This is a genomic window from Microcystis wesenbergii FACHB-1317, assembly GCF_014696875.1.
GTDB lineage: Bacteria > Cyanobacteriota > Cyanobacteriia > Cyanobacteriales > Microcystaceae > Microcystis > Microcystis wesenbergii_A.
Map to the genome: position 1 here is coordinate 1 of NZ_JACJQV010000151.1, position 23169 is coordinate 23169.

General features: G+C 42.1%; 15 protein-coding genes and 4 pseudogenes. 10 read left to right on the top strand and 9 right to left on the bottom strand.

Annotated features, from left to right (window positions below; all coding sequences use genetic code 11):
• Positions 1-219, bottom strand: a 219-nt coding sequence (locus tag H6F92_RS12825; protein ID WP_190358123.1) for a helix-turn-helix domain-containing protein, incomplete at its 3' end; no start/stop codon positions are given.
• A gap of 326 nt (positions 220-545) precedes the next feature.
• Between H6F92_RS12825 and H6F92_RS12830 the strand changes: the two are divergent.
• The 3 genes and pseudogenes from H6F92_RS12830 to H6F92_RS12840 all read left to right on the top strand — a co-directional run.
• Positions 546-1400 (top strand): annotated as a pseudogene (locus H6F92_RS12830) (formylglycine-generating enzyme family protein); the annotation flags it as partial.
• Positions 1381-1803, top strand: a complete 423-nt coding sequence (locus tag H6F92_RS12835) for a hypothetical protein (protein WP_190358125.1) — start codon at positions 1381-1383, stop codon at positions 1801-1803. The pseudogene H6F92_RS12830 and the gene H6F92_RS12835, both read left to right, overlap by 20 nt.
• Before the next feature lie 136 nt (positions 1804-1939).
• Positions 1940-2665 (top strand): annotated as a pseudogene (locus H6F92_RS12840) (IS1 family transposase); the annotation flags it as partial.
• A gap of 32 nt (positions 2666-2697) precedes the next feature.
• Here H6F92_RS12840 and H6F92_RS12845 read toward each other — a convergent pair.
• Entirely contained in the window at positions 2698-2913 is a 216-nt protein-coding gene (locus H6F92_RS12845) for a hypothetical protein (RefSeq protein ID WP_190358139.1), read from the bottom strand.
• A gap of 455 nt (positions 2914-3368) precedes the next feature.
• Here H6F92_RS12845 and H6F92_RS12850 point away from each other — a divergent pair, with 455 nt between their 5' ends.
• Positions 3369-4403 carry a M42 family metallopeptidase gene (locus H6F92_RS12850; protein WP_190358126.1) on the top strand — a complete coding sequence of 345 codons (1035 nt, stop codon included), beginning with the start codon at positions 3369-3371 and terminating at the stop codon, positions 4401-4403.
• Here H6F92_RS12850 and H6F92_RS12855 read toward each other — a convergent pair.
• Entirely contained in the window at positions 4400-4891 is a 492-nt protein-coding gene (locus tag H6F92_RS12855; RefSeq protein WP_190358127.1) for a hypothetical protein, read from the bottom strand. The two genes, H6F92_RS12850 and H6F92_RS12855, sit on opposite strands and share 4 nt — an antisense overlap.
• Positions 4892-5296: 405 nt before the next feature.
• Here H6F92_RS12855 and H6F92_RS12860 point away from each other — a divergent pair, with 405 nt between their 5' ends.
• On the top strand, positions 5297-6856 hold the full coding sequence (locus H6F92_RS12860) for a hypothetical protein (protein ID WP_190358128.1): 1560 nt from the start codon (positions 5297-5299) through the stop codon (positions 6854-6856).
• Positions 6857-6909: 53 nt separating this feature from the next.
• Complete coding sequence (locus H6F92_RS12865; RefSeq protein WP_190358129.1) at positions 6910-7305, top strand: coiled-coil domain-containing protein; 396 nt, start codon at positions 6910-6912, stop codon at positions 7303-7305.
• 226 nt (positions 7306-7531) lie between these two features.
• Here the strand turns inward: H6F92_RS12865 and H6F92_RS12870 are convergent.
• The 4 genes and pseudogenes from H6F92_RS12870 to H6F92_RS12885 form a co-directional block, all read right to left on the bottom strand.
• Positions 7532-8866 (bottom strand): annotated as a pseudogene (locus H6F92_RS12870) (IS4 family transposase).
• Between the two features lie 208 nt (positions 8867-9074).
• Complete coding sequence (locus tag H6F92_RS12875; protein WP_190358130.1) at positions 9075-10412, bottom strand: helix-hairpin-helix domain-containing protein; 1338 nt, start codon at positions 10410-10412, stop codon at positions 9075-9077.
• Positions 10413-10732: 320 nt separating this feature from the next.
• Positions 10733-11692, bottom strand: a complete 960-nt coding sequence (locus H6F92_RS12880) for an aldo/keto reductase (protein ID WP_190358131.1) — start codon at positions 11690-11692, stop codon at positions 10733-10735.
• Positions 11693-12050: 358 nt separating this feature from the next.
• Positions 12051-13544, bottom strand: coding sequence for a polysaccharide biosynthesis/export family protein (locus H6F92_RS12885; protein WP_190358132.1), 1494 nt, complete (start codon positions 13542-13544; stop codon positions 12051-12053).
• A gap of 130 nt (positions 13545-13674) precedes the next feature.
• Between H6F92_RS12885 and H6F92_RS12890 the strand changes: the two genes are divergently transcribed.
• Positions 13675-15873: a phosphoketolase family protein gene (locus H6F92_RS12890; RefSeq protein WP_190358133.1), complete on the top strand. Its 2199-nt coding sequence runs from the start codon at positions 13675-13677 to the stop codon at positions 15871-15873.
• A gap of 67 nt (positions 15874-15940) precedes the next feature.
• Here the strand turns inward: H6F92_RS12890 and H6F92_RS12895 are convergent, their stop codons facing one another.
• On the bottom strand, positions 15941-16876 hold the full coding sequence (locus tag H6F92_RS12895; RefSeq protein WP_190358134.1) for a 2OG-Fe(II) oxygenase: 936 nt from the start codon (positions 16874-16876) through the stop codon (positions 15941-15943).
• An 85-nt stretch (positions 16877-16961) separates the two neighbouring features.
• On the opposite strand from H6F92_RS12895, the gene H6F92_RS12900 reads away from it, so the two are divergent.
• The 3 genes from H6F92_RS12900 (at position 16962) to H6F92_RS12910 (ending at position 22645) form a co-directional block, all read left to right on the top strand.
• Positions 16962-18089 (top strand): ABC transporter permease, encoded by a 1128-nt coding sequence (locus tag H6F92_RS12900; RefSeq protein WP_190358135.1) that lies wholly within the window; start codon positions 16962-16964, stop codon positions 18087-18089.
• Between the two features lie 184 nt (positions 18090-18273).
• Positions 18274-19500 (top strand): glycoside hydrolase family 10-like protein, encoded by a 1227-nt coding sequence (locus H6F92_RS12905; protein WP_190358136.1) that lies wholly within the window; start codon positions 18274-18276, stop codon positions 19498-19500.
• A gap of 265 nt (positions 19501-19765) precedes the next feature.
• On the top strand, positions 19766-22645 hold the full coding sequence (locus tag H6F92_RS12910; RefSeq protein ID WP_190358137.1) for a UPF0182 family protein: 2880 nt from the start codon (positions 19766-19768) through the stop codon (positions 22643-22645).
• Positions 22646-22794: 149 nt separating this feature from the next.
• Here H6F92_RS12910 and H6F92_RS12915 read toward each other — a convergent pair.
• A pseudogene (locus tag H6F92_RS12915) lies at positions 22795-23169 on the bottom strand (flagellar assembly protein H); the annotation flags it as partial.

The window sequence follows — 23169 nt, forward strand, 5'->3', positions numbered from 1 at the left end:
GCTTACTTCATTGAGAAAGTCTAATTCTTCTTGTTTTTTCCAATCGGTTAGCATTGAAGAAGTTTGAGCGTAGCCTACTCTTTCTTGCTTTTCGTACCAAGCTTGTGTTCTGAGATGGAGTGCCTTATTGTAAACCAATCTTACACAGCCCAATGTGCGCCGCAATAGCGACTCTTGTGTTGGTGTGGGGTAAAATCGAAACGAATAGGCTTTTTCCATGTCCTTTCACACTAGCATATATTTCGTAAACGATGCTCATATTTAACAGTAAAGCCGTCGTAGAACGACGGGGTTTCAGACCCAAAATTTTCGATGACTGGAAGGGTAATATTTGGCTATGCGTTTAGTAGCATGGCGGGAGAAGAAATGTAATTGTTATGGGCAAACCACAAATCGCCGTCCGAATTCCCCCTCCTCTCCTCGCCGAACCAGTAGGTCGAGCGTGTTGGTAGAGGGATAGCGGAGGTCGAGAGAAAGATAGTAGAGTTAGAAAGTTTGGTTAAAGGCAAATGAGATAATATTTGGGGGAAATCAACACAATGACATTTGATGTGGTAAAAGTAAATGCCAAAGGTCAGGAAGTCGAACGAGAAAAGGCAGAAGCCTCATATTTCACCCAAGATTTGGGCAACGGCATCACTCTAGAGATGGTCGCCATCCCCGGTGGGACTTTCCTGATGGGTTCGTCAACAAATGAGAAAGATAGTTATGAGGATGAACGCCCTCAACATGAGGTTACTGTCCCCCCCTTTGCCATGGGTAAATATCCCATCACCCAGTCCCAGTGGAGAGCGATCGCCTCCCGCCCGGATTTAAAAGTAGAAAAAGACCTTGACCTCAACCCAGCCCACTTCAAAGACCGTCCCGACAGCGATCGCCGTCCCGTCGAACAAGTCAACTGGTACGATGCCGTCGAGTTCTGCGCGAGATTATCGAAGTTGAAGGGAAGAGAATACCGACTCCCTAGTGAGGCGGAATGGGAGTACGCTTGTCGTGCCAGAACGACCACCCCGTTCTACTTTGGGAAAACCATTACCGGGGAATTGGCTAACTACATTGCCAGTGGTAATACCTACGCCAGGGAGGCGAAGGGAAAATATCGAAAAGAAACAACTCCCGTGGGACAGTTCCCTGCCAATGCCTTCGGACTGTACGATATGCACGGCAATGTCTGGGAGTGGTGCGCCGATACCTGGCACGATAATTATGATGGTGCGCCGACGGACGGAAGTGTCTGGAGAGAAAATGGTAATGATAATCGTTCTCCATTGCGAGGCGGTTCTTGGTTCTACTTTCCATTTCTCTGCCGTTCCGCTTGCCGCAACTTCTACTTCCGCCGCGACTACATCAGCTTCAGCTGCGGTTTTCGAGTGGTGTGCGGTGCTGGGAGGACTCTATAACCCTTTTCCCCTTTTTTCCCTTTTTACCCTCATTCCCTATTTTTTCTCTTTCCCTTTCTTTCGCGCCCAAAGGCGGGGCGATTTTGTAGGGGCGAACGCAGTTCGCCCACCGGCAATAATTGTCCCACCGGCAATAATTATCCCACCAGCAATTATCGTCCCACCCGTTTTTTGGGGATTTGGGGCGATTTTTGGGGATTTGGGTGCCTGCGATGCGCCCCTACGGGTTTTGGGGGTGGTTTTGGGGATTTGGGTTTTTTGGGGTGGTTTTGGGGGGATTTGGATGCCCGCGGTGCGCCCCTACGGGTTTTGGGAGGTTTCAGGAAAAATACGTCGGGGCGAATTGCGATCGCTTATGATGGTAATTGATAAGAGGTTTTGTGCGTATTGCGGGAATATCTAGCTTGCTCATGACTTTTCTGATAAATATCTTTTTCTGGCTCCTGTCTGGCTTACTCAAATATCAGTCTAGCACCGAACAAAATACCCCCCTAGTTCACCTCTATTCCCCTGTCAAGCGTTGTGGTTCTCACCCTACGATCAAGAATGGTTCTATTCATCATGGAAAACCCAAACGTCAAGGTAAAGAATGTGGTCAACCGTTTGTGAGCAATCCCACTAATAAAACCGTCTCTGACGAAACCAAACAATTAATTGATCAACTCTTGCTCGAACGAATTTCCTGACGAGGAATTGCGAGAGTAACAGGGGTAAGTTGGTCATGGTAACAAAATTATGTCAACGTCTCGACCCTTCGACGTAGCTCAGGGTTAACCCTTCGACGTAGCTCAGAGGACACTTCGCTCGACGTTGACCCGTTCGGGCCTCGGCGCGAGCTTTTGTCGAACGCAAAAGCTCACGGCCGAAGCCTGAGAGAAGCCGAAGGGTGGTCTTTGGTTTTTTCTAAGACGATAAAGGTGTATATTTGGCGGTTAATTGATAGAAGAACAAGGGAAATTATTGGTTGTTATTTAGGAGATAGGAGTCGTCAATCAGCCAAAAAACTTTGGGGCCAGTTTACCCGGTGTTTGCCGGCAATGCGCGGTTGCTTACACAGATTTTTGGGAGTCCTATAAGACAGTAATTCCGAGTAAACGTCATCGACCAGTCGGTCAAGAAACTGGTCAAACTAATCCTCTTGAAAGATTAAATAATACCTTTCGACAAAGGATTTCTCGGTTGGTGAGAGAGAGTCTATCTTTCTCTAAAAAAATGGAGAATCACGTTGGGGAGCCCTTTGGTATTTTATCCATGACTACAATGCACAGCAAAGCAAAGGATTAAGCCGCCATCACCACTACCGAATCACCACCACTGGTAGATTTAAAAGCCTATCTCTCATTAATTTTTCATGATCTCCCTGGAGATATTTTAACGGAGCAAATAAAGTGGGGGTTAAGTATTGGGTTAATTCTTCTACCATTTGAGGAATTTCCAATGCGGGCCACTGACATTGACGGCGTAAGTCGGGATTCCCCTGTGTTCTCGGTCGTTGCTTAGAGCGCGTTTTCACTGACTCACCTCTGATTTCTCTGCCTTATTTTACCATTTTGGCTCTTCTAGAGTAGTTATGCTATATTAGCAGAAAATAATCCACGCAAGCCTTGCCAAAAGGCTCACCAGAATTAAAAAAAGCAATTTTAATCAAAAAAGCTTTTGGCTTTGTTGGATTCCAGGCTATTTAAGGGTTTAGGCTCATTTAAACTACTAATTTCCTATAACCAGTCTAGGAGAGCCACCATTTTTTACTTCCTTCCTCTTGGATGATCAGCTAATCTTTATAATTAAGCTTCTTGCTTAAGTTGACACCAATGATTGCCTTCGCCCTCTTTGAACAACCTCTGCTGCTCACCCTAAGTGAGAGAAAATCACAAAAAATATGAGATGTACCCAATATTGTTCCTCTAAAACCTTATCGATTTCCTGATTCGATAATAATTCTCTTTCGACCCACAAATCAAGACAAATATGAATTTTGATCACCTCTTTGACACTATTGCTACTCTTGTCCTCCATCATTCTCCTAGTGGGATGGAAACGGAAATCGATCGCTTTTTACTAGAACGCTTTCAAGAGTTAGGATTAGAAACATGGCAAGATCAAGCGGGAAATGTCATCGGAAAGATTAAAGGACGGGATTCGACCAAAAAAATTGCTATTACTGGTCATAAAGACGAAATTGGTGCTATGATCAAGGCAATTAATCCCGATGGTACTCTGCAAATTCGCCGACTCGGGGGAGCTTTTCCTTGGATTTACGGAGAGGGAGTGGTGGATATTATCGGTGATCAAGAAACCAGATCGGGGATTCTCTCCTTTGGTTCCCGTCATATTTCCCATGAATCCCCGCAAAAAGTGCAGCAGGAAAACACTCCCGTCACCTGGGAATCCGCATGGATAGAGACGAAATTGACTCCGGAAGAATTAGAAGCTTGCGGAGTGCGCGTCGGTAGTCGAGTCGTGGTGGGAAAACACCGAAAACAACCCTTTCGACTAAAAGACTACATTGCCAGTTATACCCTCGATAATAAAGCTTCCGTGGCGATTCTTTTGGCATTAGCGGCCAGAATAATTAACCCTGCGGTGGATATATATTTGGTTGCCTCAGCAAAGGAGGAGGTGGGAGCCTTAGGAGCCTTATTTTTCACGGCAAATAACCGCTTAGATGCTTTAATTGCCCTAGAAATCTGTCCTCTCGCTCCTGAATATCCGATTAAGGATGGCAGCAGTCCTGTTTTATTGTCTCAGGATGGTTACGGTATCTATGATGAGCAATTAAATCAAGAATTACGAATTGCAGCCGAAAAAGCGGGAATACCCCTGCAATTAGCTATTATTAGTGGTTTTGGTAGCGATGCCTCCATCGCCATGAAATTCGGTCATATAGCTAAGGCCGCTTGCTTAGGTTTTCCCACCCAAAACACCCACGGTTATGAAATCGCCCATTTAGGAGCCATAGCTAACTGCATTAGCATATTAGAAGTTTATTGTCAACTAATTTAGCTATTTTTAGCAAAAAACCAGAGCATCAATAGAACAATAGCGATCGCCAGTCCGCTAAAAACAGTATTTTTATGCTGCTCTAACTGCATGGGTGCGGGGGATTCTTCTTTTTTCTGTTTATTTGTTCCCTTTTTAAATTGCGCTGTACTATCGGTAAGTTTATCTAAATCGGGAATCTTCGTCATCCACTCATCTGGGCGTTTGAGACGGGGAGCTTCGATAATATAAAGCAGACGCTTGGCCTGTTCGCGAATTTGATAGATAGGATGGGTAATCAGTTGCCTACAGATTTCACTGGCTTTCTCCCCCTCTCCTAACCCCTGATGGGCAGAAATTAACCAAATTTGGATCTCACCCCCTGCTCGGGAGCCTAGGGAAATTAAGGCTAAAGCCGCATTTAATTGCTGGATACTAAGACGATATTGTCCACGCTCAAAAGCACTGATTCCAGCTTGATAAAGGTCTTGAAAAGAAAGATTTTCGGCCACGGAGTCAAGATCGAGATAAATAAAATTTTACATAAGTATAGCAAGAGGTAAGAAGCAAGGGGAAACTTTGATCAGTATCAGATGTGAGTTTTCAGTTCACCTGATGGTTCTTCGTTACTTGGTATAGTTCGATCGGGTGGCATAAATAGACTACATCCTTATCTGGCAAGAGATTTAATTGATTAGTTCGTTCTAGATGGAAAACAATTGACAAAAATCGCCAAATGTCTTTCTCTATAAGGGTTTCATCTCTTATAACCCCGTCTATTGCCTAACACAAACAAAAAGAACCTTACTGATTACTGTTTACTGATTACTGAAAAGCTCCCAGCCTCGGCCATTGAGAATGGGAATCTCGGCAAAAATCTGATACACTTTCTGCTAAACCTGTTCAACCCGCACGGTATGAAAGAGATTAATCCCCTGTTGCTAATTATATTAGTGATCGCCACTACAATAATTAGTCTAGTCTTAGGGGTTGTATTTGACGAAAAAGCGGCCTTATTAGGAATTCTGGCAGTTCCTGCCATGGTCGCCTCTTTCATCCATCCCCGTCTGGGATTATTAGCCCTAATCATCTATCTTCCCTTGAGTAGCACCATCGCTTTTGCCGTGGTGAGAGTTTTTCAGGTAGTGGGCAACCTAATTTACTATCATCGATCCCATCTTCTCTACAAAATCGCCAAGGATGCCTTTTATTTCCCCGCTTTAGCGGCAATTTTAATTAAAACCAAAACTTTTAAGCAATTACGCCCCCAAATCAAGCCTCTTCTCCTCACAGCTTTGATTTTACTTGCCAGCAGTTTGATAACTTTTCTTTTTGTCAATCTGCCCCAGAAAGAAATTGCCACGGGAATTGTGGGATTTAAAACCCTCCTAAGTTATATTCCCCTAGTTCTCTGTGGCTACTATCTAATCGAGCAAAAACGAGATTTATTGATGGTTAACCGGGTTTTAATCGTGATTATCTTAGTCTGTTGCGGTTTAGCTCTAATTCAATACTTCTTACTCGTCCAAGGTATCTGTCCTGACAATGAATTCCTCAATCAACTCGAAGTCCTTGTCCCGAAATCCGACAGCCAATTTTATCCGGATATTACCGAAAAAGCCACCTTGAAAGCTCAATGTTTTGTCGGCGGTTCAGTGTTGTATAATCCCGAGCGAGGCTTAATTCGTCTCCCAGGCACATTTTCCGATCCTTGGCAATGGGGTTGGTTTTTAGTATCTAGTAGCGTCATCAGTTACGCGGCCAGTTTTAGTGATCCGCAAAAAAGATGGCGCGTCGCTGGTTGGGTGGCAATGGTTTTAGTCTTGCTTGCGACTCTGGTTTCTGGACAAAGATTACCTTTTTTGCTAGTACCTTTGTTTTACTTGGTTCTTTTTATTGCTACTAGCAAAAGTAAACGAAAGTTACCATTAAAATTGGGAATCTTGGGACTGATTTCCCTGCTCGCGGTGACGTTAATTCCCTTTATTCAGGAAAGAGGACTAAATTTTATCGGTCGCTGGCTATATTCGTCTCCCATTGACTTTGTAAGCAATCAAATGCAGTGGATCTTCAGATATAAACGGCTTTTTGGTTTTGGTTTGGGCACAGCCAGCAGTGGGGCTCGTCATGTAGCGGGAGAAGAAGGGATAAGACTAATTGAAACCTACTACGCTAAACTCCTCTACGAAATCGGTATCGTCGGTTTTATCGCTTTTATGGCACTGGTGACAATTCTCTGTATTCTCACCTTTAAAGCCTATTTAAAGGTAAAAAATGCTGCTTTAAAGCATTGGGGTCTCTGTGTATGGATTTTCCTGCTTTTTATTAGCTATAACCCCTACTATTATCCTCTCTCCGTCGAGCCTGTTTCTGTTTACTATTGGTTATTCGCAGGACTATTGCTAAAACTGCCGGAAATCAGCGAGAAATTGGAAGATGAGGAGAGATTTCCCGAAAAAAATCAAGTGGAGAATTAAGAGGATTTTTATCGATAATTAAATTATCTCTCGACTGATAGGAGTTAACCGCAATGACAGCAGAAACCGTTACCTATTCCCTGGAATCTGTCCTTAAGGAAATTAAAGATAGTATTAAAAGTGTTGATCGAAAGCTAGACACCTTCCAGAAAGATGTTGATCAAAAGCTAGATAATCTCGAAAAAGCTTTCGAGCAAAAGCTAGAAAACTTACAGAAAAATGTCGATAAAAAACTAGAAACCTTACAGAAAGATGTCACCGATGTCAAGATAGGACTAGCAACTTTAACAGAGAAAGTCGATAGCATGGATAATCGACTCATCAAGGTGGAAGGAACCCAAAGCCACCAAATTTGGACATTAATAACTCTTTTGAGTGGTTTCTTGATTGCTGTAGGATTCCGTGCTTTTTTGATGAACAATAATCCCTCGGTGATCGCTGGAGAGTAACGAGACTTTCTCACTTTCCCCACAGGCGACCTTTTTCCGTTAGATTATCAATCTATTTAGCGATCATAAATAGCCAAAATCGCCTGCTCCTAGCATTAAAGTTAACCTTCCAAAACAAATCTAAACCCCGAAATAAGTTCTACTGATGAACAAAATTTAATTTTTTGATTGATTCAATATTGGCTGTGGGCTAATTATTGCTGGTGGGCAAACGCGGTCATTGGTGTCAACTTAAGGAAATAGCCCCCCAAATTTGTTGAGAGAGAGCATCCCTTTCCCCGTGTCGTTTCCTTTCAGCTTTAACTAAGCCAAAAAGTTTAGCTCGCTCGGCTAAATAACTCACCACATCAGGGTTTTCCCCTCTAGTGACTGCTTTAGCCACATAGTATAAACTGCGAAAAACCATCTCCACTGAAATTTTTTCTTTTGGCTGATTAAGAGCAATCGCCACCTCTGAGACTAAACGATTTAAAACCGTATAAAAAATGAGAGTAGCCAAAATTTGAATTTGTCCCCCCTTGCAATGTCCCACCCATAAATAAGCTAATCCTAACAATCTCTTAGTTAAGAGAAAAGCCGACTCTATCTACCATCTTCGACGGTACAAATCACACACTTCTTGAGCAGAAAGCTGCTCAGGTGAGAGAACATTAGTCAGATAACGATACCAAGTTTTTCCCCATAGTACTGAGACTAAGCGCACGGGATGATGACAGGGATTAGAACGATATTGTCCTAAATCAATAATTTCATCTCGAGAGGACAAACCCTCAGACAAAACCTTTTTCACTGTCGAGGATGTCTTCTATCTCATCCTGGTCAAGAAAAATTTCTTTTCTTCAGTAAATTGGTCAAACCAGACAAAACTAAAAAATCCCAAATCTACTATCAATAAACCAGAAATAGGGAGTTTATTAAATAATTCTTCTGCCCACTTTTTATCATTATATTTGGCATCTTCTTGATACCATACTGTTATTGGTTGTTGGGTGAATGCTTCTACTATCATCATTATCTTACCGGCCAATTGCACTTTTTGCTCTGGGGCGATTTTGAGTCTCTTCCTTAACTGCTCTAGGGTTGAGCCATCTGCTATCCAGATAGCACTAAATTTTTGTCTAACTTTTTGCCATCTGACTTCTAGCTTCAGATTTTGCGGGTTTTCCTGACTTTTCTCTAACACCTGTTTGAGCAGAACTGCCCAGATTTCACCAGGTAAGTTCATCAAGCGTTTGGAGACAGCTTGTTTACTTACTTCTAAAGGCTTTACCCCTAATAATCCTTCTTCTTTTAAGACTCTTACTGCTTCACTTAATCCCGCTATCTGGCGATAGACTAAGCTTACCAATAAGGCGACGATCACGGGTAAGGTTAATAATCTACCTCTCATGATTTTTTCATGATTTCCTTGCCTATATTTTAGCGGCGTAAATAATCTTGGCTCTAGGTATTTTTTAAGTTCTTCTATTACTTTTGGGATTTCTGGGCTTGGGCCTTGATGTGGTCGCCGCCAATCTGGATTCCCCTGTTTTCTCGGTCTTTGCTGAGAGCGCGTTTTCACTGACTCACCTCTGACTTCTCCGCCTTATTTTACCATTTTTTACTTCCTTCCTCTTGGATAATCAGCTACTTTTTATAATTAAGCTTCTTGCTTAAGTTGACACCAATGACCGCCTGCGCCCAAAATGTCATCTAGATATTTCGACCAAATTGAGATGCACCCACAATATTGGCGCAGCCATGACTCTTAGGTAATTGCCAGTTAGCATTTAATGATTAATCAGAGGTGCAGAATTAGCCAGAAAACCCGCAACTTTCAGAGACTCTAGCACCGAATTGTCATCCTCTACCCAATAGTTTTGTCCTAAACGCACAAATTGACGCTGAGTTCCCGCACCGATGGTGGCAATAACGGGAACTTTTGCCTTTTGTTTGTCTCCCGATTGCAGAATACTTTTAAGAAGATTTTGACGATTTTGGTTGACGACATCTTGCAGCGATAAATTAACCATCACCATTTTAACGGTTTCGATCGGTTCCGCATCTTCGATAATTAATTGTACCCGCTCATCTCGGCGATCAACTTTTCCCCACACCATTAAAGTTGCTTCCTCCACTAATAATTTTTGCAGACGTTCGTAGCTATCGGAAAAAACCACCGCTTCCGACTGTCCCGAGGCATCTTCTAGGGTTAAAAAGGCCATGGGAGTCCCTTTTTTTGTCATAATTTTCTTAACAGCATTTAATAGGACAATGGCACTGACTTTTTTTCTGGTTTTGTGTTCTTCTAAGTCAGCTAAATTGATAGGAGATAGGACTTGAGCGGCTCTTTGTAAAGCTTTTAAAGGATGTTCGGAAACATAAAAACCCAAATGTTCTTTTTCCAGTTTTAACTTTTCCTGTAGGGAAAAATCTGCTACTGCGGTGGCACTGGGAGACTGTTCAAACTCGGACTCTTGTTTATTTTCTGCGCTACCTCCTAGCATATCAAAAATATTCATTTGACCACTTTCTTTCTCTTTGGTGCGTTTTTGCGCCCAAGCAACTACTAATTCTAAATCTTCAATTAATTGATGGCGATTAGGTTGAATTTTATCAAAAGCACCACAATAAATTAGCGTTTCTAAAGCTCTTTTGTTGACTACTCGTAAATCAACACGCTCACAAAAATCTCCTAGGGAAATAAACTTTCCTCCCGCTGCTTCCCGCGCTTTTAAAATAGCCTCGATCGCATTTTCGCCCAGATTTCTAACTGCGGACAAACCAAAGAGAATTTTGCGTCCAATCGGGGTAAAATGTTTTTGCGATCGATTGATGTCGGGAGGTTCGACATCGATATTCATTTTCTGACAGTTTTCTCGATACTTTTCCACCTTATCCTGATTATCGCTACTAGCAGTTAGTAACGCTGTCATATATTCCACAGGATAATTAGCTTTTAAATAAGCTGTTTGATAGGTGACGTAAGCGTAAGCAGTGGAGTGAGATTTATTAAAACAATTGGAGGCAATTAACCCGTGGTTTAGCAAAAAATTATGATCTTTTTCCACACCAATATCGTAAACGGGTTGCCTTCCCAAAAATTGACGACTGATAATTTTAACCATATTATTAACCCAACTCTCCAGAGATTTTTGCAACGGTAGCCATAGGAAGATAAAGCATAGCCATCAGATGAGCATGAGGAAGAATTCTAATCACTTCAAAGTAATTGAGAATACCTTCAGTCCTTGACAGTTTTGACCCTTTGAGAGCCAGTTTCAGAATATATGACTACCATTTTAGCCAATAGAGAGAATTCTTGTCTATTAATAAATATTACGATCAACATGGTTACATTCAGAAAAATCAATGGGTGTATCCATTGATGGATAAAGGTTTTAGCTTGTTTTAGTATATATGTACAAAAAGAATTCAGGTATAATTTTTAGAAATCCCACAGCACAGGATTATCATCCAAGAAATCAGTTACCTGTTTACCGATATTATCAATTAATTTTAGGTCTTCTGGGGTTAAATTAATTGTCATTGCTTGAGCGTTATTAACTGCTTGATCCGCATTTCTTACCCCAGCAATTGCATTAGTTTGGGGTTGCTTGATTAACCAAGCAAGAGATAATTGAGCTAGGGAACAATTATAGCGGTTAGCAATCGGTTCTAATTGAGTTAAAGCCGCTTGTACCCTCTGAAAGTTTTCGCCATGAAAGAGTTTATTTTTAATTCTATGATCCTCCGCTGCCAACTGATAACCATTTCTAAATTTTCCTGTTAATAAACCTTGGGCAAGGGGAGAATAGGCCAGAATAGAAATATTATTTTCTATACAATAGGGCATAATTTCCTTTTCTACCGAGCGCCAAAACAGAGAATAGGGAGGTTGAATACTCTCAATTCTGCCGTATTGACTGGCTTCTTCCAGTTGAGAGCGGGAGAAATTGGAAACCCCTATAGCGCAAATTTTTCCCTGTGCCTTTAGATAATTAAGAGCGGCCATAGTTTCAGAAATAGGCACTATTTCCGTGTTCCATGAGCCACTAGGCCAATGAATTTGATAAAGATCGATATAATCAGTTTGGAGGTTTTTTAAAGAGTGATCGCAAGCTGCGATAACTTCCTCGTATTTGAGGTGATTAGCAAAGACTTTCGTGGCATAAACTACTCGTTCTCGCACATCGGCCAAAGCTTGAGCGACAATCGATTCTGAGTGACCTTCCCCGTAGATTTCGGCTGTATCTACAGTGGTAATTCCTGCCTCAAAAGCTGCACGAATAGCCTTAATACTTTCCCCATCTTCAATACCTGCCCACATCTTTTTTCCTGCTTGCCAAGTACCGACGAGAAGGGGAGTAATTTCTATATTAGTCTGACCGAGATAGCGTTTTTGCATAACAGTTTTTTTGATGGGTTAAGTATGCTTAGGGTTTTAGTCGAGTTTAGGGTTTAAAATCTCAGCTAAAGAGGACTAAAGTGACAAAGATAAAAACCTTTACCAGTAGGGGTGTAAAGAACAAACTTAATAAGCCACAAAAAAGACCCAATAAGCGGGTACTGAGGCTAATTATTTCGCCGTGAACATTGTAGCTAATCGACAGGGAGATTAGGGCTAGAGTAAGGAGAAAAATCATAGTTTTCTTTCCTGAGTCTATCGAGCAGAAAAGCCGTGACCGCTCACGACTTTTCGCCGTTTCTATATCTATTATTAGCTCCATTACTTAGCCAATGACATCGGGTTAAAGTAAACTTTTTTAACGGAAAAGATTTAAGAATCCGTTGAAGAGGCCTGTCAGACCAGTAAAGGGACTTAAAACCGTGCCGAGGGTGTCGGTGGCAGAGGCCAGATTGCTACGATGAACCACCACCACATCATTATTACGGAGAATCGGGTTAGTTTTCTCGTTGATACCCTGGGAAAAATCGATGTTAATTGAGGTTTTGGTGACAGTCCCGTTAGGATTGAGACGAATTAAATCCACTGTGGACTGATTGGCGCGACGCTTATCAAAGTCTCCTGCGGTTAAAATTGCCTGATTGAGAGGGGTATTGGGAGGAACTTCGATTATCCCCGGTTTTTTCACCTCCCCGACCACTTTCACGTTAATAGTCTTAGGGGCAAAACTAGCCGATGCCAGGGTTTCCGATTCCTTGGCCGAGATTTCGGTAGCGGTGGGGATAATCACCGTATCCCCTTCTTGAAGAAAGATATCGCCGGTCATATCACCTTTTTCGAGCAAACTCCAGAGATCTACCGGGATTTTCTGCTGGGAACCGTCACGAGTATAACGCAGCACTTGCACCTGTCGGATATCGGCCAGAGGTTTGATGCCTCCCGCTTGTTGGATAGCTTGGGTTAGTCGGGCCGGTTTCCTGGTGCCGCCGCGATCTTGGTCATTATTATTGTTATTGTTGGCAGTGGGGACAATGCGATGGGACCCCGGGCGATAAACTTCTCCCACCACAGTAACATTAATTTCTCGATCGCTATCTAGTCCAAAATTGGCATCGGCTAATTGATTGACTTCCCCGACACTAAGGGTCGTTTTAGTGGGAATAACGATGCTATCGCCATCTCTAAGGCTAATATCCTGGGTTGTATCGCCTTTTTGGATTAATTGCCAGAGATTGGCTTGAATTAGCTGTTCTTGTCCCTTGAGGTTGCGTCGGATTTGAACTTGACCAATATCGGCCACCGTAGTCACTCCCCCCGCTTGCCGGATTATTTCGGTCAATAGGGGCGTTTTTTGGCTTTGTTCGGGGTTAATTGTATAAGTACCCGGACGATTGACTTCCCCCGCGATGGCGATTTGCAGGGGCCGGGGGGTGAGAATGCTAACAGTAACCACGGGACGTTTGAGATAGGTGGTGTAACGTTTGGCCAAGGTTTGGCCGGCTTCGGTGACGGTCATTCCTGCCACTTTGACGCTGCCAATCAGAGGTAAAGTCAGGGTTCCATCGGCTAAAACAAGGAAATCGCCGCTTAAATCCGCCACTTGGTAGACGGTGACGCGCACTTTATCCCCTTCTCCTAGGGTGTACTCTTTGCTTTCTGCGGGGATAGGAGCAATCGCTTCTTTAGGGGGTGCAGCACTACTAGGAGGATTAGCTTGGACTGGGCGAGCTTCTAAGGAAGTTAGAGGGGCAATAGTGCCGATAATTAATAGATAACGTAGGGATTTACTGATTAAATCCTGTAATTGGTTGCTATTTAACATGATCAATAGGATTAATTTTATCGTTAACATTGGCGATCAGTGTAGCACAAATAGTCGATCGCCTATGGAAACCCCGTGTAATATCGCATCTAACGAGAGTTACCGCTAACTGTAAGATAGTTTTAACGATTGCCTGTATGTAAAGGGGTATATTAATTTTATGACAGCTACTAGCACAATTCCCGATTTTTGTCAAGGAATAAAATATTTTGGGGGTTCCTTACCCGAATTTGATAAATATGCAGGAAAAGCCGCTATCGCTGAGGGAAAAACCGCTATTATTGCCGCTAATGACCCGAATGCTATCTATCAAACCCTCCTAGCCGCCGATGCTTTGCGTTACCTCACCCTACAAATCACCGCTACCAAAGAATCGGGACACCCCGGCGGTTTTGCCAGCGCTGCCGACGTAATTGCCTCTTTGATGATGTTAGGCCAAAAAAATATTTTCACCGAAGTGGGCCATCATGCCCCCGGTTTTTATAGTAACGTCTTTCTCGATCGCTCTCTCGAAGCCATGGGCATCAGCAACGTCAGGGAATTGGGAGAACGTTTTCGGGAAAAACACGGACTTTTAGGGCATCTTTCCGGACAAATCCCCGGACTGCTCGGGCCGGCTGGTCCTTTGGGCCAAGGCCAACATTTCGCCATGGCGGCGGCCAAATTACACCCTAATACCCTTTTCCCTGTGACTATCGGGGATGGTGGTTTAGGAGAACCGTATATTATGAGTAGTTTCGGTCATTTTCACACTGCTTATCCAGAAATTACCAATTTTCTGCCGATTTTAGTTTGGAATGGCTATTCCCAAGAACACCATAGCATGGTGTCCCTGAAAACTAACGCCGAAATGGAAGCCTATTGGCGCGGTAATGGTTTCGAGGAAGTGATTCTCATTAATGCCAAAGACTTCGATGATGCTAATCAAAATGGGGAATATGTAGATAGCACCAAATTCTCTTTTAACCAGCGTCTGGAGTTCATGAAAGCGGTGTTAATGGCCACGGATAAAGCCGCCCAATTAGCCCTAGGTGGTAAACTAACGGTGATCATTATTAAACAACTTAAAGGGGCGGGAGTTCACAAACGGGGAGCAGCTTCCCATAATCTTTATCCGGGAGATTCTTTAGAAAAAGATTATATCGTTACTGCCTTACAAGAACGCGCTTTACCCCCTGAAGCTTGGGCAATTGTTCGTACTAATTTCGAGCGCTCTGGAGGGGGTCCAGCAGCGGAAACAGTGGTAACGGAAAAAGTCTTCCCGCTGCCGGATTTAGGAACCTTACCGATGACCGAATATACTGTGGGTGGCGATAAAAAAGTGGCCACCACTGCTATGGGGGAATTAGTGGTAGCTGTGGGTAAAGCTGACCCCAATTTTGTCGTCACTAATGCTGATGGTAATGCCGCTTCGGGAATTAATAATATTAACGTCGGTTTAAAGATTATTCACCCCACCAGCGATGATACCTATTTCCAGAGTCCGAAAGGTCAAGTTTATGAGCCTTTAAGCGAGGATGCCTGTGCCGGATTAGCCGTCGGTTTATCTCTCTTGGGAGCGCGGACTTTATGGTGTTCCTACGAGTCTTTTGCTATCAATGGTTTACCGATTTGGCAGACTGTCACCCAAGCGATGGCCGAGTTACGTCGTCCTACCCCTTCTACTATTACTTTATTCACCGCCGGAGCCTTGGAGCAAGGGCGTAATGGTTGGACACACCAACGCCCAGAGATTGAAAATTATTTCGCCGCTATGATGCGAAATGGCAATATTTTTCCTCTCTTTCCCTGCGATGCTAACAGTATTCAAGTCTGTTATGAATGGGCGTTAGGAACCAGCAATAAAGGCATTACAATCACCGCTAGTAAATCGCCTTTACCAGTGCGAATCACCTTTGAGCAAACCCGTCAAGCTTTGGAAAAAGGCGGCGTAATTCTCCAGGAATCGGAAGGCAGTAAAAAAGTCGTTTTTGCCGTCATTGGTGATATGACTTTATTACCCGTTTTTGAGTCGGCACAACAGTTGGAAGCAGCGGGAATCGGGGTAAAAATCGTCTCGGTAATTAATCCCCGTCGTCTCTACCGTCCTAGCGATGTGATGAGTGAAACTAGCTCGCAAGCGGATAATAATTTCCTTGATGATGCTGGTTTTGATAGTCTCTTTGCTGGTGATGCTGTAATCGGAGTAACCGGTGGTACAAGTGCCATGTTAGAACCGATTATGTTACGCAGTAATGCGCGTCGGGATGTCTTTGCTTGGAAACGGGGAGAAACCACCGCCAGTGCTGGGGAAATTATGGCCTATAATGGCTTAACTGCCAATGCTTTAACTGCGCGTGCTACTCAGTTATTAGGCTAAGTTCCCAGTTAGTTTTTTTGATTATTCCCTACTCTCTCTGATGGGAAAGTAGGGATTTTTTCTCAGGTCACTTTCGCCAACGGAGTAAACTTTTAATAATTTTCCATAGGCGAGGATATTGGAGGGATAGATAGCGTTTAATATGGGATTTTAAACTAACTAAATCCTGAGATTCTTTCAGTTCTCTATCTTGATAAAAACGAATTAAATCATCCCGTCTTTTCAATAAAATTTTAATTTGTTGGTAATCTTCCGAGCTTAAAACTTGATGGGGTTGAATATTTTCTGGCAGCGGGCGCGGGATGTAAAAAGTTGTATGAGATGGGGATAATTCTTCGATAGGACGTTCTTTGCTATAGAGATAGATAGAAAGAGATTTCCGGGATAAATGCCGTTTATTTTCTGGTAAATTAATCTGAGAAAATCCATGCCATGAATATTCATTGGTTTCAAAAATAAGACAACGATTAAAGATAGGTACAAAAGATTTAATCTTATTTTCTTCCGGTTGACGTGGATTGGAATGTAACTCTAGATTACCTCCCCAATCTGCTTGCCATTGGGGATTTAAATAGATTAATAAATTCAAGCGGCGATGATACCAATGACGCTCATCGAGGTTAAAATCAATGTGAGGGTCTAATTCTTGACCCTGTAAATTTTCGTGGGTTCCACCCCCATAAAAACTAGGGTCTGGAATTAAATTATCAACACCAGTTAATTGGGAAATTAACTCGAGAAACTCTTTCGCTTGAATGTAGCGGCCAAACTGTTGATAAACACCCCCTAAACCGATTAAATCCTCATTAACCGCCTTCCCGCCAACTTTTCCTAACTCACTAATGGCTTTTTGCGGATTAAAACTGGGAAAATTTTCCAGTAAAATTTGCGCTTGCTCCCTAACTAAAAAATTATCGATGACCAAATGCTTAAACGGTTGCGCTGTCTCAAAATCTTGACGATAGACAGAATATTTCTCATAAACAAGGGGATTGATAAACATTAGACAGCTTTTTTGTTGGTATGATAAATTGTAGCAATCAAACTAGCAAAATAAAGATTAACTCTCCTACTTGACCTCATCGCCTATGGACTGGTGGCACAAACTCAAAGATAATCCTCTCGCCCGTTGGGGAGCAGTTTTACTGTTAATCTTCTATTTAAGCGTAATGGCGGCGGATTTTGTCGCTCCCTACTCTCCCTACTCCTCCCAACCCGGTCAGTCTCTCCTCCCTCCCACCCAAATCTTTTGGCACTCGCAGTCGGGAAGTAACAAGGGTGAGTGGATTGGCCCCCACGTCTATCCCACCACTCAAAGTGCTATTAATATAGAAACTGGTGAGCGGAAGCTAATGAGAGATTTTAACAAACCCTTGCCGCTGCGTCTCTTGGTTAAGGGTGAAACCTATAATTTCGGTCAAATTCGCCTACCTTTGCCGCCAAAATGGCAGGAAGTAACTTTATTCCCCGGTATCCCTTTTGATCTCCATCTGTTCGGAGTCATCGGCGATGGTAGAATCAATATATTGGGAACTGACGAATCGGGACGCGATAGTTTTAGTCGCTTGATTTTCGGAGGCAGAATTAGTTTATTTATCGGTTTGGTGGGGATTTTAATTTCTTTCCCTATCGGTTTATTTGTTGGTGGCGTTTCTGGCTATTTTGGCGGTTGGTTAGATGCGATTTTAATGCGTTTTGTGGAAGTTTTAATGACTATCCCCGGCATATATTTACTCGTGGCTCTGGCAGCCGTTTTACCCGCAGGATTAACCAGCACCCAACGCTTTTTATTAATCGTCCTGATTACTTCTTTTATCAGTTGGTCGGGATTAGCGCGGGTAATTCGCGGTCAAGTTTTATCCCTGAAAGAACAGGAATTTATTCAGGCCGCTAAAGCTATGGGAGCAAAACCCCTTTATATTATTCTGCGTCATGTGCTGCCCCAAACTGCCAGTTATATCATTATTTCTGCTACGTTAGCCGTGCCGGGTTTTATCGTGGCCGAATCGGTTTTAAGTTTAATTGGTTTGGGAATTCAACAACCAGATCCTAGTTGGGGAAATATGCTTTCTCTGGCTACCAATGCCTCAATTATTGTTCTACAACCCTGGTTAATTTGGCCAGCTGCTTTGTTAATTATTCTCACCGTTTTAGCTTTTAATTTACTCGGTGATGGTTTACGCGATGCCCTAGATCCTCGCAATTTAGAGAGATAATTTAGTTATTTTATCAGTCAGGAGGCAGTCAGCAGCAGGCAGGAGATAGATTTTAGGGGTTGGGGTTTTGGGGTTTTAGGGTTGTAGTTCAATTTCCCCACCTCCCCCCGCAACGCGCACGAAGTGGTCTCCCCACCTCCCCACCTCCCCACCTCCCCACTTCCCCACTTCCCCACTTCCCATTATGAATAGAATCAGTAAAACCTTTAATAATTTCGCCGATAGTTTGGTGATTTATAGTCAAAGATACGGAAAAATAAGCTGGGTAATATTTTTAATTATCTTTGCTTGTATCATGACGATAACCTTTAATTATCCGGCACAATCGACCAATCAACCCCAAGAAAAACCCGAAATTCGTGGAGTTTGGTTAACTAATATCGATAGTGAGGTATTATTTAAACCGGAAACCCTAAAAGATGCCCTTGATAGGTTGGCTGATTTAAACTTTAATACTATTTATCCCACGGTCTGGAATTGGGGTTATACACTCTATCCTTCTAAGGTAGCAGAAAAAGTTACGGGACGAGCGATCGATCCCCATGAATCTTTAAAAAATCGCGACTTTTTAGAGGAAATAATTAGCCAAGGTCATCGGAAAAAATTAAGAATTATTCCCTGGTTTGAATTTGGTTTTATGGCTCCTGCGGATTCAGAATTAGCCAAACGACATCCCGATTGGTTAACCCAAAGACAGGATAAAAGTGTGATTTGGTGGGAAGGAAAAGTGCATCAACGGGTGTGGTTAAATCCCTTACATCCGCAAGTACAAAACTTTATTACGGATTTAGTCAGCGAGATTATTACTAACTACGATATAGAAGGAATTCAGTTTGATGATCATTTTGGTTATCCCACCGATTTTGGCTATGATGAAACCACGATTAAGCTCTATCAAAGGGAACATTCTGGACAATTACCACCGCAAGATTACCAAGATAAAGCATGGATTCAATGGCGGGCCGATAAAATTACTGACTATATGAATAGTTTAGCCCAGACGATTAAAAAGCAGCAACCTAAAGCAATTATTTCCCTATCTCCTAATCCCTACACTTTCTCCCTAGAATACTATCTTTTAGATTGGCAAAAATGGCAGCAAAAAAACTTGATTGATGAGTTAATAATACAAGTGTATCGAACTGATATGAACGCCTTTGACTGGGAATTATCCCAACCAGAATTACAGCAAGCTAGAGAATCTATCCCCGTGGCTATTGGGATTTTATCTGGTTTAAAAGGTCGTCCGATTCCGATGGTTAATATTACTCAACAAGTGGAAAAATCGAGACAACAAAATTTTGGTGTTTCTTTCTTTTTCTACGAAACTTTATGGAATATGAGTAATGAATCTCCTTCCTATCGACGCAGGATTTTTCGAGAAATACTCCAGTCTGCTAATCCTAGCTAAAATTAGGGAAAATTGCTGACTTTAAGCGAAATTATTGCCCTAACCCAGCTATAGTTTCTTAAGTTTATCTTTAAATTAAGTAGGGAGGCACAATTATTTGTAGGATGGGTTAGCAGTAGCGTAAACCATGCGGGCGTTGGGTTTCATGCTTCAACCCAACCTACGTTCATCTTATATTTAATTCTACCCACCTACTTAAGAAAAAGCAGCAGGGAGAAACTAAAATCGCTAGAATGAAAGAAGACTCTCTTTTATCACTTTATCCATGCTCATCAGATCTAACCGAAGCTCGATCGCTAAACCTATTTTACTGTTTCTCGGCTGCCTTGTGATCGGGGAGTTGGGGGTGTTAGTGGTGGCCAATAGCCTCTGGTTTACCGAGATGGGTTATTTAAACACTTTCTTGAAACAATTATCTTGGCAACTAGGATTAGGTTGGGGAAGTGCGATTCTTTCTCTACTTTTTATTTTTACTAATTTACGTTTAGCCCAGCGTTTTCGTTGGCAAAAATCCCAGGAAGATAGTTATCCTCTTAGTCCTCAATCTCCTAGTATTAATTTACTCGGCCTTTTGATTATTGCAACGGGAATTGGAGCTTGGATCGGGTCAATGTTATTGTATTACAGTAAACTAGCCCTCAGTCTCTGGACACCAGATTTTAATCTCCCTAATCTTAGTTCTTCCCTAAGTTCTCCTCTGGAAATAGTTTGGATTAGGCAAGTATTAACCGATATTTCCAGTAATCTTTGGCAAGGGATAATTATCGCTCTTTTAGTCCTGGGATTATTAATTAAAACTGAGTATTTCTTGCGAATAATATCTATAGTATTTACTATAATGCTATCTTTTATTATTGCTGGGCAGTGGGCGAATTTTTTAAAATATTTTTATGGTGTTCCTTTCAATATTAACGATCCTCAATACGGGAATGATTTAGGTTTTTATATCTTTCAATTCCCCCTGTGGCAGTTACTAGAATTATGGCTCAGTGGTGTGGGAATATATACTCTTTTTGCTGTTACTTTGACCTATCTTTTTTCGGCCGATAGTCTTTCTCAGGGAACATTTCCGGGGTTTTCCCGTCCGCAACTGCGTCATTTATACGCCCTGTGGAGTGGGTTAATGGGGCTGCTAGTATTACACCATATTATTCAGCGTTACCTGCTACTTTATTCTCCAGAAGGAGTAGTTTATGGTGCAGGTTATATCGATGTTCATGTTGGTCAATTTATTGAAATTATTCTGGGAGTTATTGCAGCAATAACCTCTATATGGTTAGGAGAAAAAGCATTATTTGGTAAAAAAGACCGTCGCAAGTTATACAAAAATACCAAGAAAAAGTTGGTATTTTTCCCCTACTTAGTTCCTGTATTTCTCTATTTAATTGTTTGGATAAGTGGCACAATTATCAGTGGACTATTACAAAGAACTGTCGTACAACCGAATGAATTAGTGAGAGAAAGACCCTACATTGAAAGAAGTATTCAATCCACGAGAGCGGCTTTTTCCTTAGATAGAATTGATGCCCAAGTTTTCGATCCACAGGCCGAATTAAATGCCGAAGTTTTAGAGAGAAATCATCTAACTATCGATAATATTCGTCTTTGGGACACCAAACCACTGCTAGAAACTAACCGACAATTACAGCAAATTCGCTTATATTATAAATTCCCCGATGCTGATATCGATCGCTATCGGGTACGCGTAGGACTGCCTGAAAAAATCGAGGAACGTCAAATATCTGAAAAACAACAGACAATTATTGCCGCTAGAGAATTAGATTATAGTGCGGTTCCCACTTCTGCTAACACTTGGGTGAATAAACATCTCGTTTATACCCACGGTTATGGGTTCACTCTTTCCCCGGTTAATTTAGTCGCTGACGGGGGTTTACCCTACTATTTTGTCAAAGATATCGGCACAAATAAAGACGAAGGAGCCCTACAAACCTCTAGCGAATTAATTGATTATAGTATTCCCATTGGTAAACCCCGCATTTACTACGGGGAATTAACTAATAATTATGTGATGACTCCCACCACCGTAGAAGAATTGGATTTTCCTAGCGGGGATGGAAATGTCTATAATACCTACGATGGTAAGGGAGGAATCCTAGTGGGGACGGGGTGGAGACGTTGGCTATTTGCCCTTTATCTGCGGGATTGGCAAATGTTATTTAGCCAAGATTTTACTCCCGAAACTCGCCTATTAATGCGTCGTGATGTCCAAAATCGTGTGCAAACTATTGCCCCTTTTTTAAGTTATGATCGCAACCCCTATTTAGTAGCGGCAGATGTGGGCGATAGTAGTAGTAAATTACATTGGATTATTGATGCTTATACTATCAGCGATCTCTATCCCTATTCTGACCCAGGTAAAGATAAATTTAACTATATTCGCAATTCGGTGAAAGTGGTAGTGGATGCCTACCATGGAACAGTGAATTTCTATGTTGCCGATGAAAATGATCCAATCATTCAGACGTGGAGTAAAATCTTTCCTCATCTCTTTAAATCTTTAGCAGAAATGCCGAAAACTCTCCGCAGTCATATCCGTTATCCCGAAGATTTATTTAGTACCCAAGCGGAAAGATTATTAACCTATCACATGACCGATCCGCAAGTATTTTATAATCGGGAGGATCAATGGGAAATTCCCCTAGAAATTTACGGCACGGAACCCCAGGCTGTATCACCCTATTATTTAATCATGAAACTGCCCGATTCCGACAAAGAAGAATTTATTCTCCTGCATCCCTATACTCCCTCTAGTCGGCAAAATTTAATCGCTTGGTTGGCAGCGCGTTCAGATGATAGAGAGTATGGTAAGTTATTACTCTATCAATTTCCTAAACAAAGGTTAGTGTACGGACCGAATCAAATTGAGGCTTTAATTAACCAAGATCCAGATATTTCTCAACAGATTTCTCTTTGGAATCGGGACGGTTCTAAAGTTTTGCAAGGACACCTATTAATTATTCCCATTGAACAATCGCTACTTTATGTAGAACCTTTGTATCTAGTGGCAGACCAAAATAGTGTCCCGACAATCGCTAGAGTAACAGTTGCTTATCAAAATAAAATTGTCATGGAACCAACCTTGAAGGAAGCTTTAGAAAAGCTATTCTCAGGTGATCAGAGCTAAATTGCCGCTAATTGGCCACAAATTAGCAAGAAAGCTGATGCTGGTTCCAGAACGATCCTCAATATCCCCGAATTTGCCCAGAAAATTGCCTGCTCTGGTTAATCAGCCAATTTTAAAATCCAGTATCATCAAAGGATTGAGTTATGCTTTTAATTAGAAAAGTGGGCAATTAATTCTGTGCGAGATGAATTAATTATTAAAGGGGTAAACTCCTCCACTGGTAATAATAAAATGCGCTCGATGATTAGGGACAAATCTGGGTCTAAATTACCAAAACGAGCTTTCAATAAATTTTCTACCACCAGACGTTCTCCTTGCTGAAGACCCTGTTGAAGACCCTGTTGAAGACCCTGTTGAAGACCCTGTTGGAGACCCTGTTGAAGACCCTGTTGAAGACCCTGTTGAAGACCCTGTTGAAGACCCTGTTGAAGACCCTGTTGAAGACCCTGTTGAAGACCCTGTTGACGGCCAGCATCCAGTTCTTCCTGAAGACGGGAAGTGTATAAAGGTGATAATCTCATAAT

What these genes read in the sequence shown, in the direction of transcription:
- H6F92_RS12850 (WP_190358126.1), top strand. Translation starts at nt 3,369, where the DNA reads ATGAATTTTGATCACCTCTTTGACACTATTGCTACTCTTGTCCTCCAT.
- H6F92_RS12860 (WP_190358128.1), top strand. Translation starts at nt 5,297, where the DNA reads ATGAAAGAGATTAATCCCCTGTTGCTAATTATATTAGTGATCGCCACT.
- H6F92_RS12865 (WP_190358129.1), top strand. Translation starts at nt 6,910, where the DNA reads ATGACAGCAGAAACCGTTACCTATTCCCTGGAATCTGTCCTTAAGGAA.
- H6F92_RS12875 (WP_190358130.1), bottom strand. Translation starts at nt 10,412, where the DNA reads ATGGTTAAAATTATCAGTCGTCAATTTTTGGGAAGGCAACCCGTTTAC.
- H6F92_RS12880 (WP_190358131.1), bottom strand. Translation starts at nt 11,692, where the DNA reads ATGCAAAAACGCTATCTCGGTCAGACTAATATAGAAATTACTCCCCTT.
- H6F92_RS12885 (WP_190358132.1), bottom strand. Translation starts at nt 13,544, where the DNA reads ATGTTAACGATAAAATTAATCCTATTGATCATGTTAAATAGCAACCAA.
- H6F92_RS12890 (WP_190358133.1), top strand. Translation starts at nt 13,675, where the DNA reads ATGACAGCTACTAGCACAATTCCCGATTTTTGTCAAGGAATAAAATAT.
- H6F92_RS12895 (WP_190358134.1), bottom strand. Translation starts at nt 16,876, where the DNA reads ATGTTTATCAATCCCCTTGTTTATGAGAAATATTCTGTCTATCGTCAA.
- H6F92_RS12900 (WP_190358135.1), top strand. Translation starts at nt 16,962, where the DNA reads ATGGACTGGTGGCACAAACTCAAAGATAATCCTCTCGCCCGTTGGGGA.
- H6F92_RS12905 (WP_190358136.1), top strand. Translation starts at nt 18,274, where the DNA reads ATGAATAGAATCAGTAAAACCTTTAATAATTTCGCCGATAGTTTGGTG.
- H6F92_RS12910 (WP_190358137.1), top strand. Translation starts at nt 19,766, where the DNA reads ATGCTCATCAGATCTAACCGAAGCTCGATCGCTAAACCTATTTTACTG.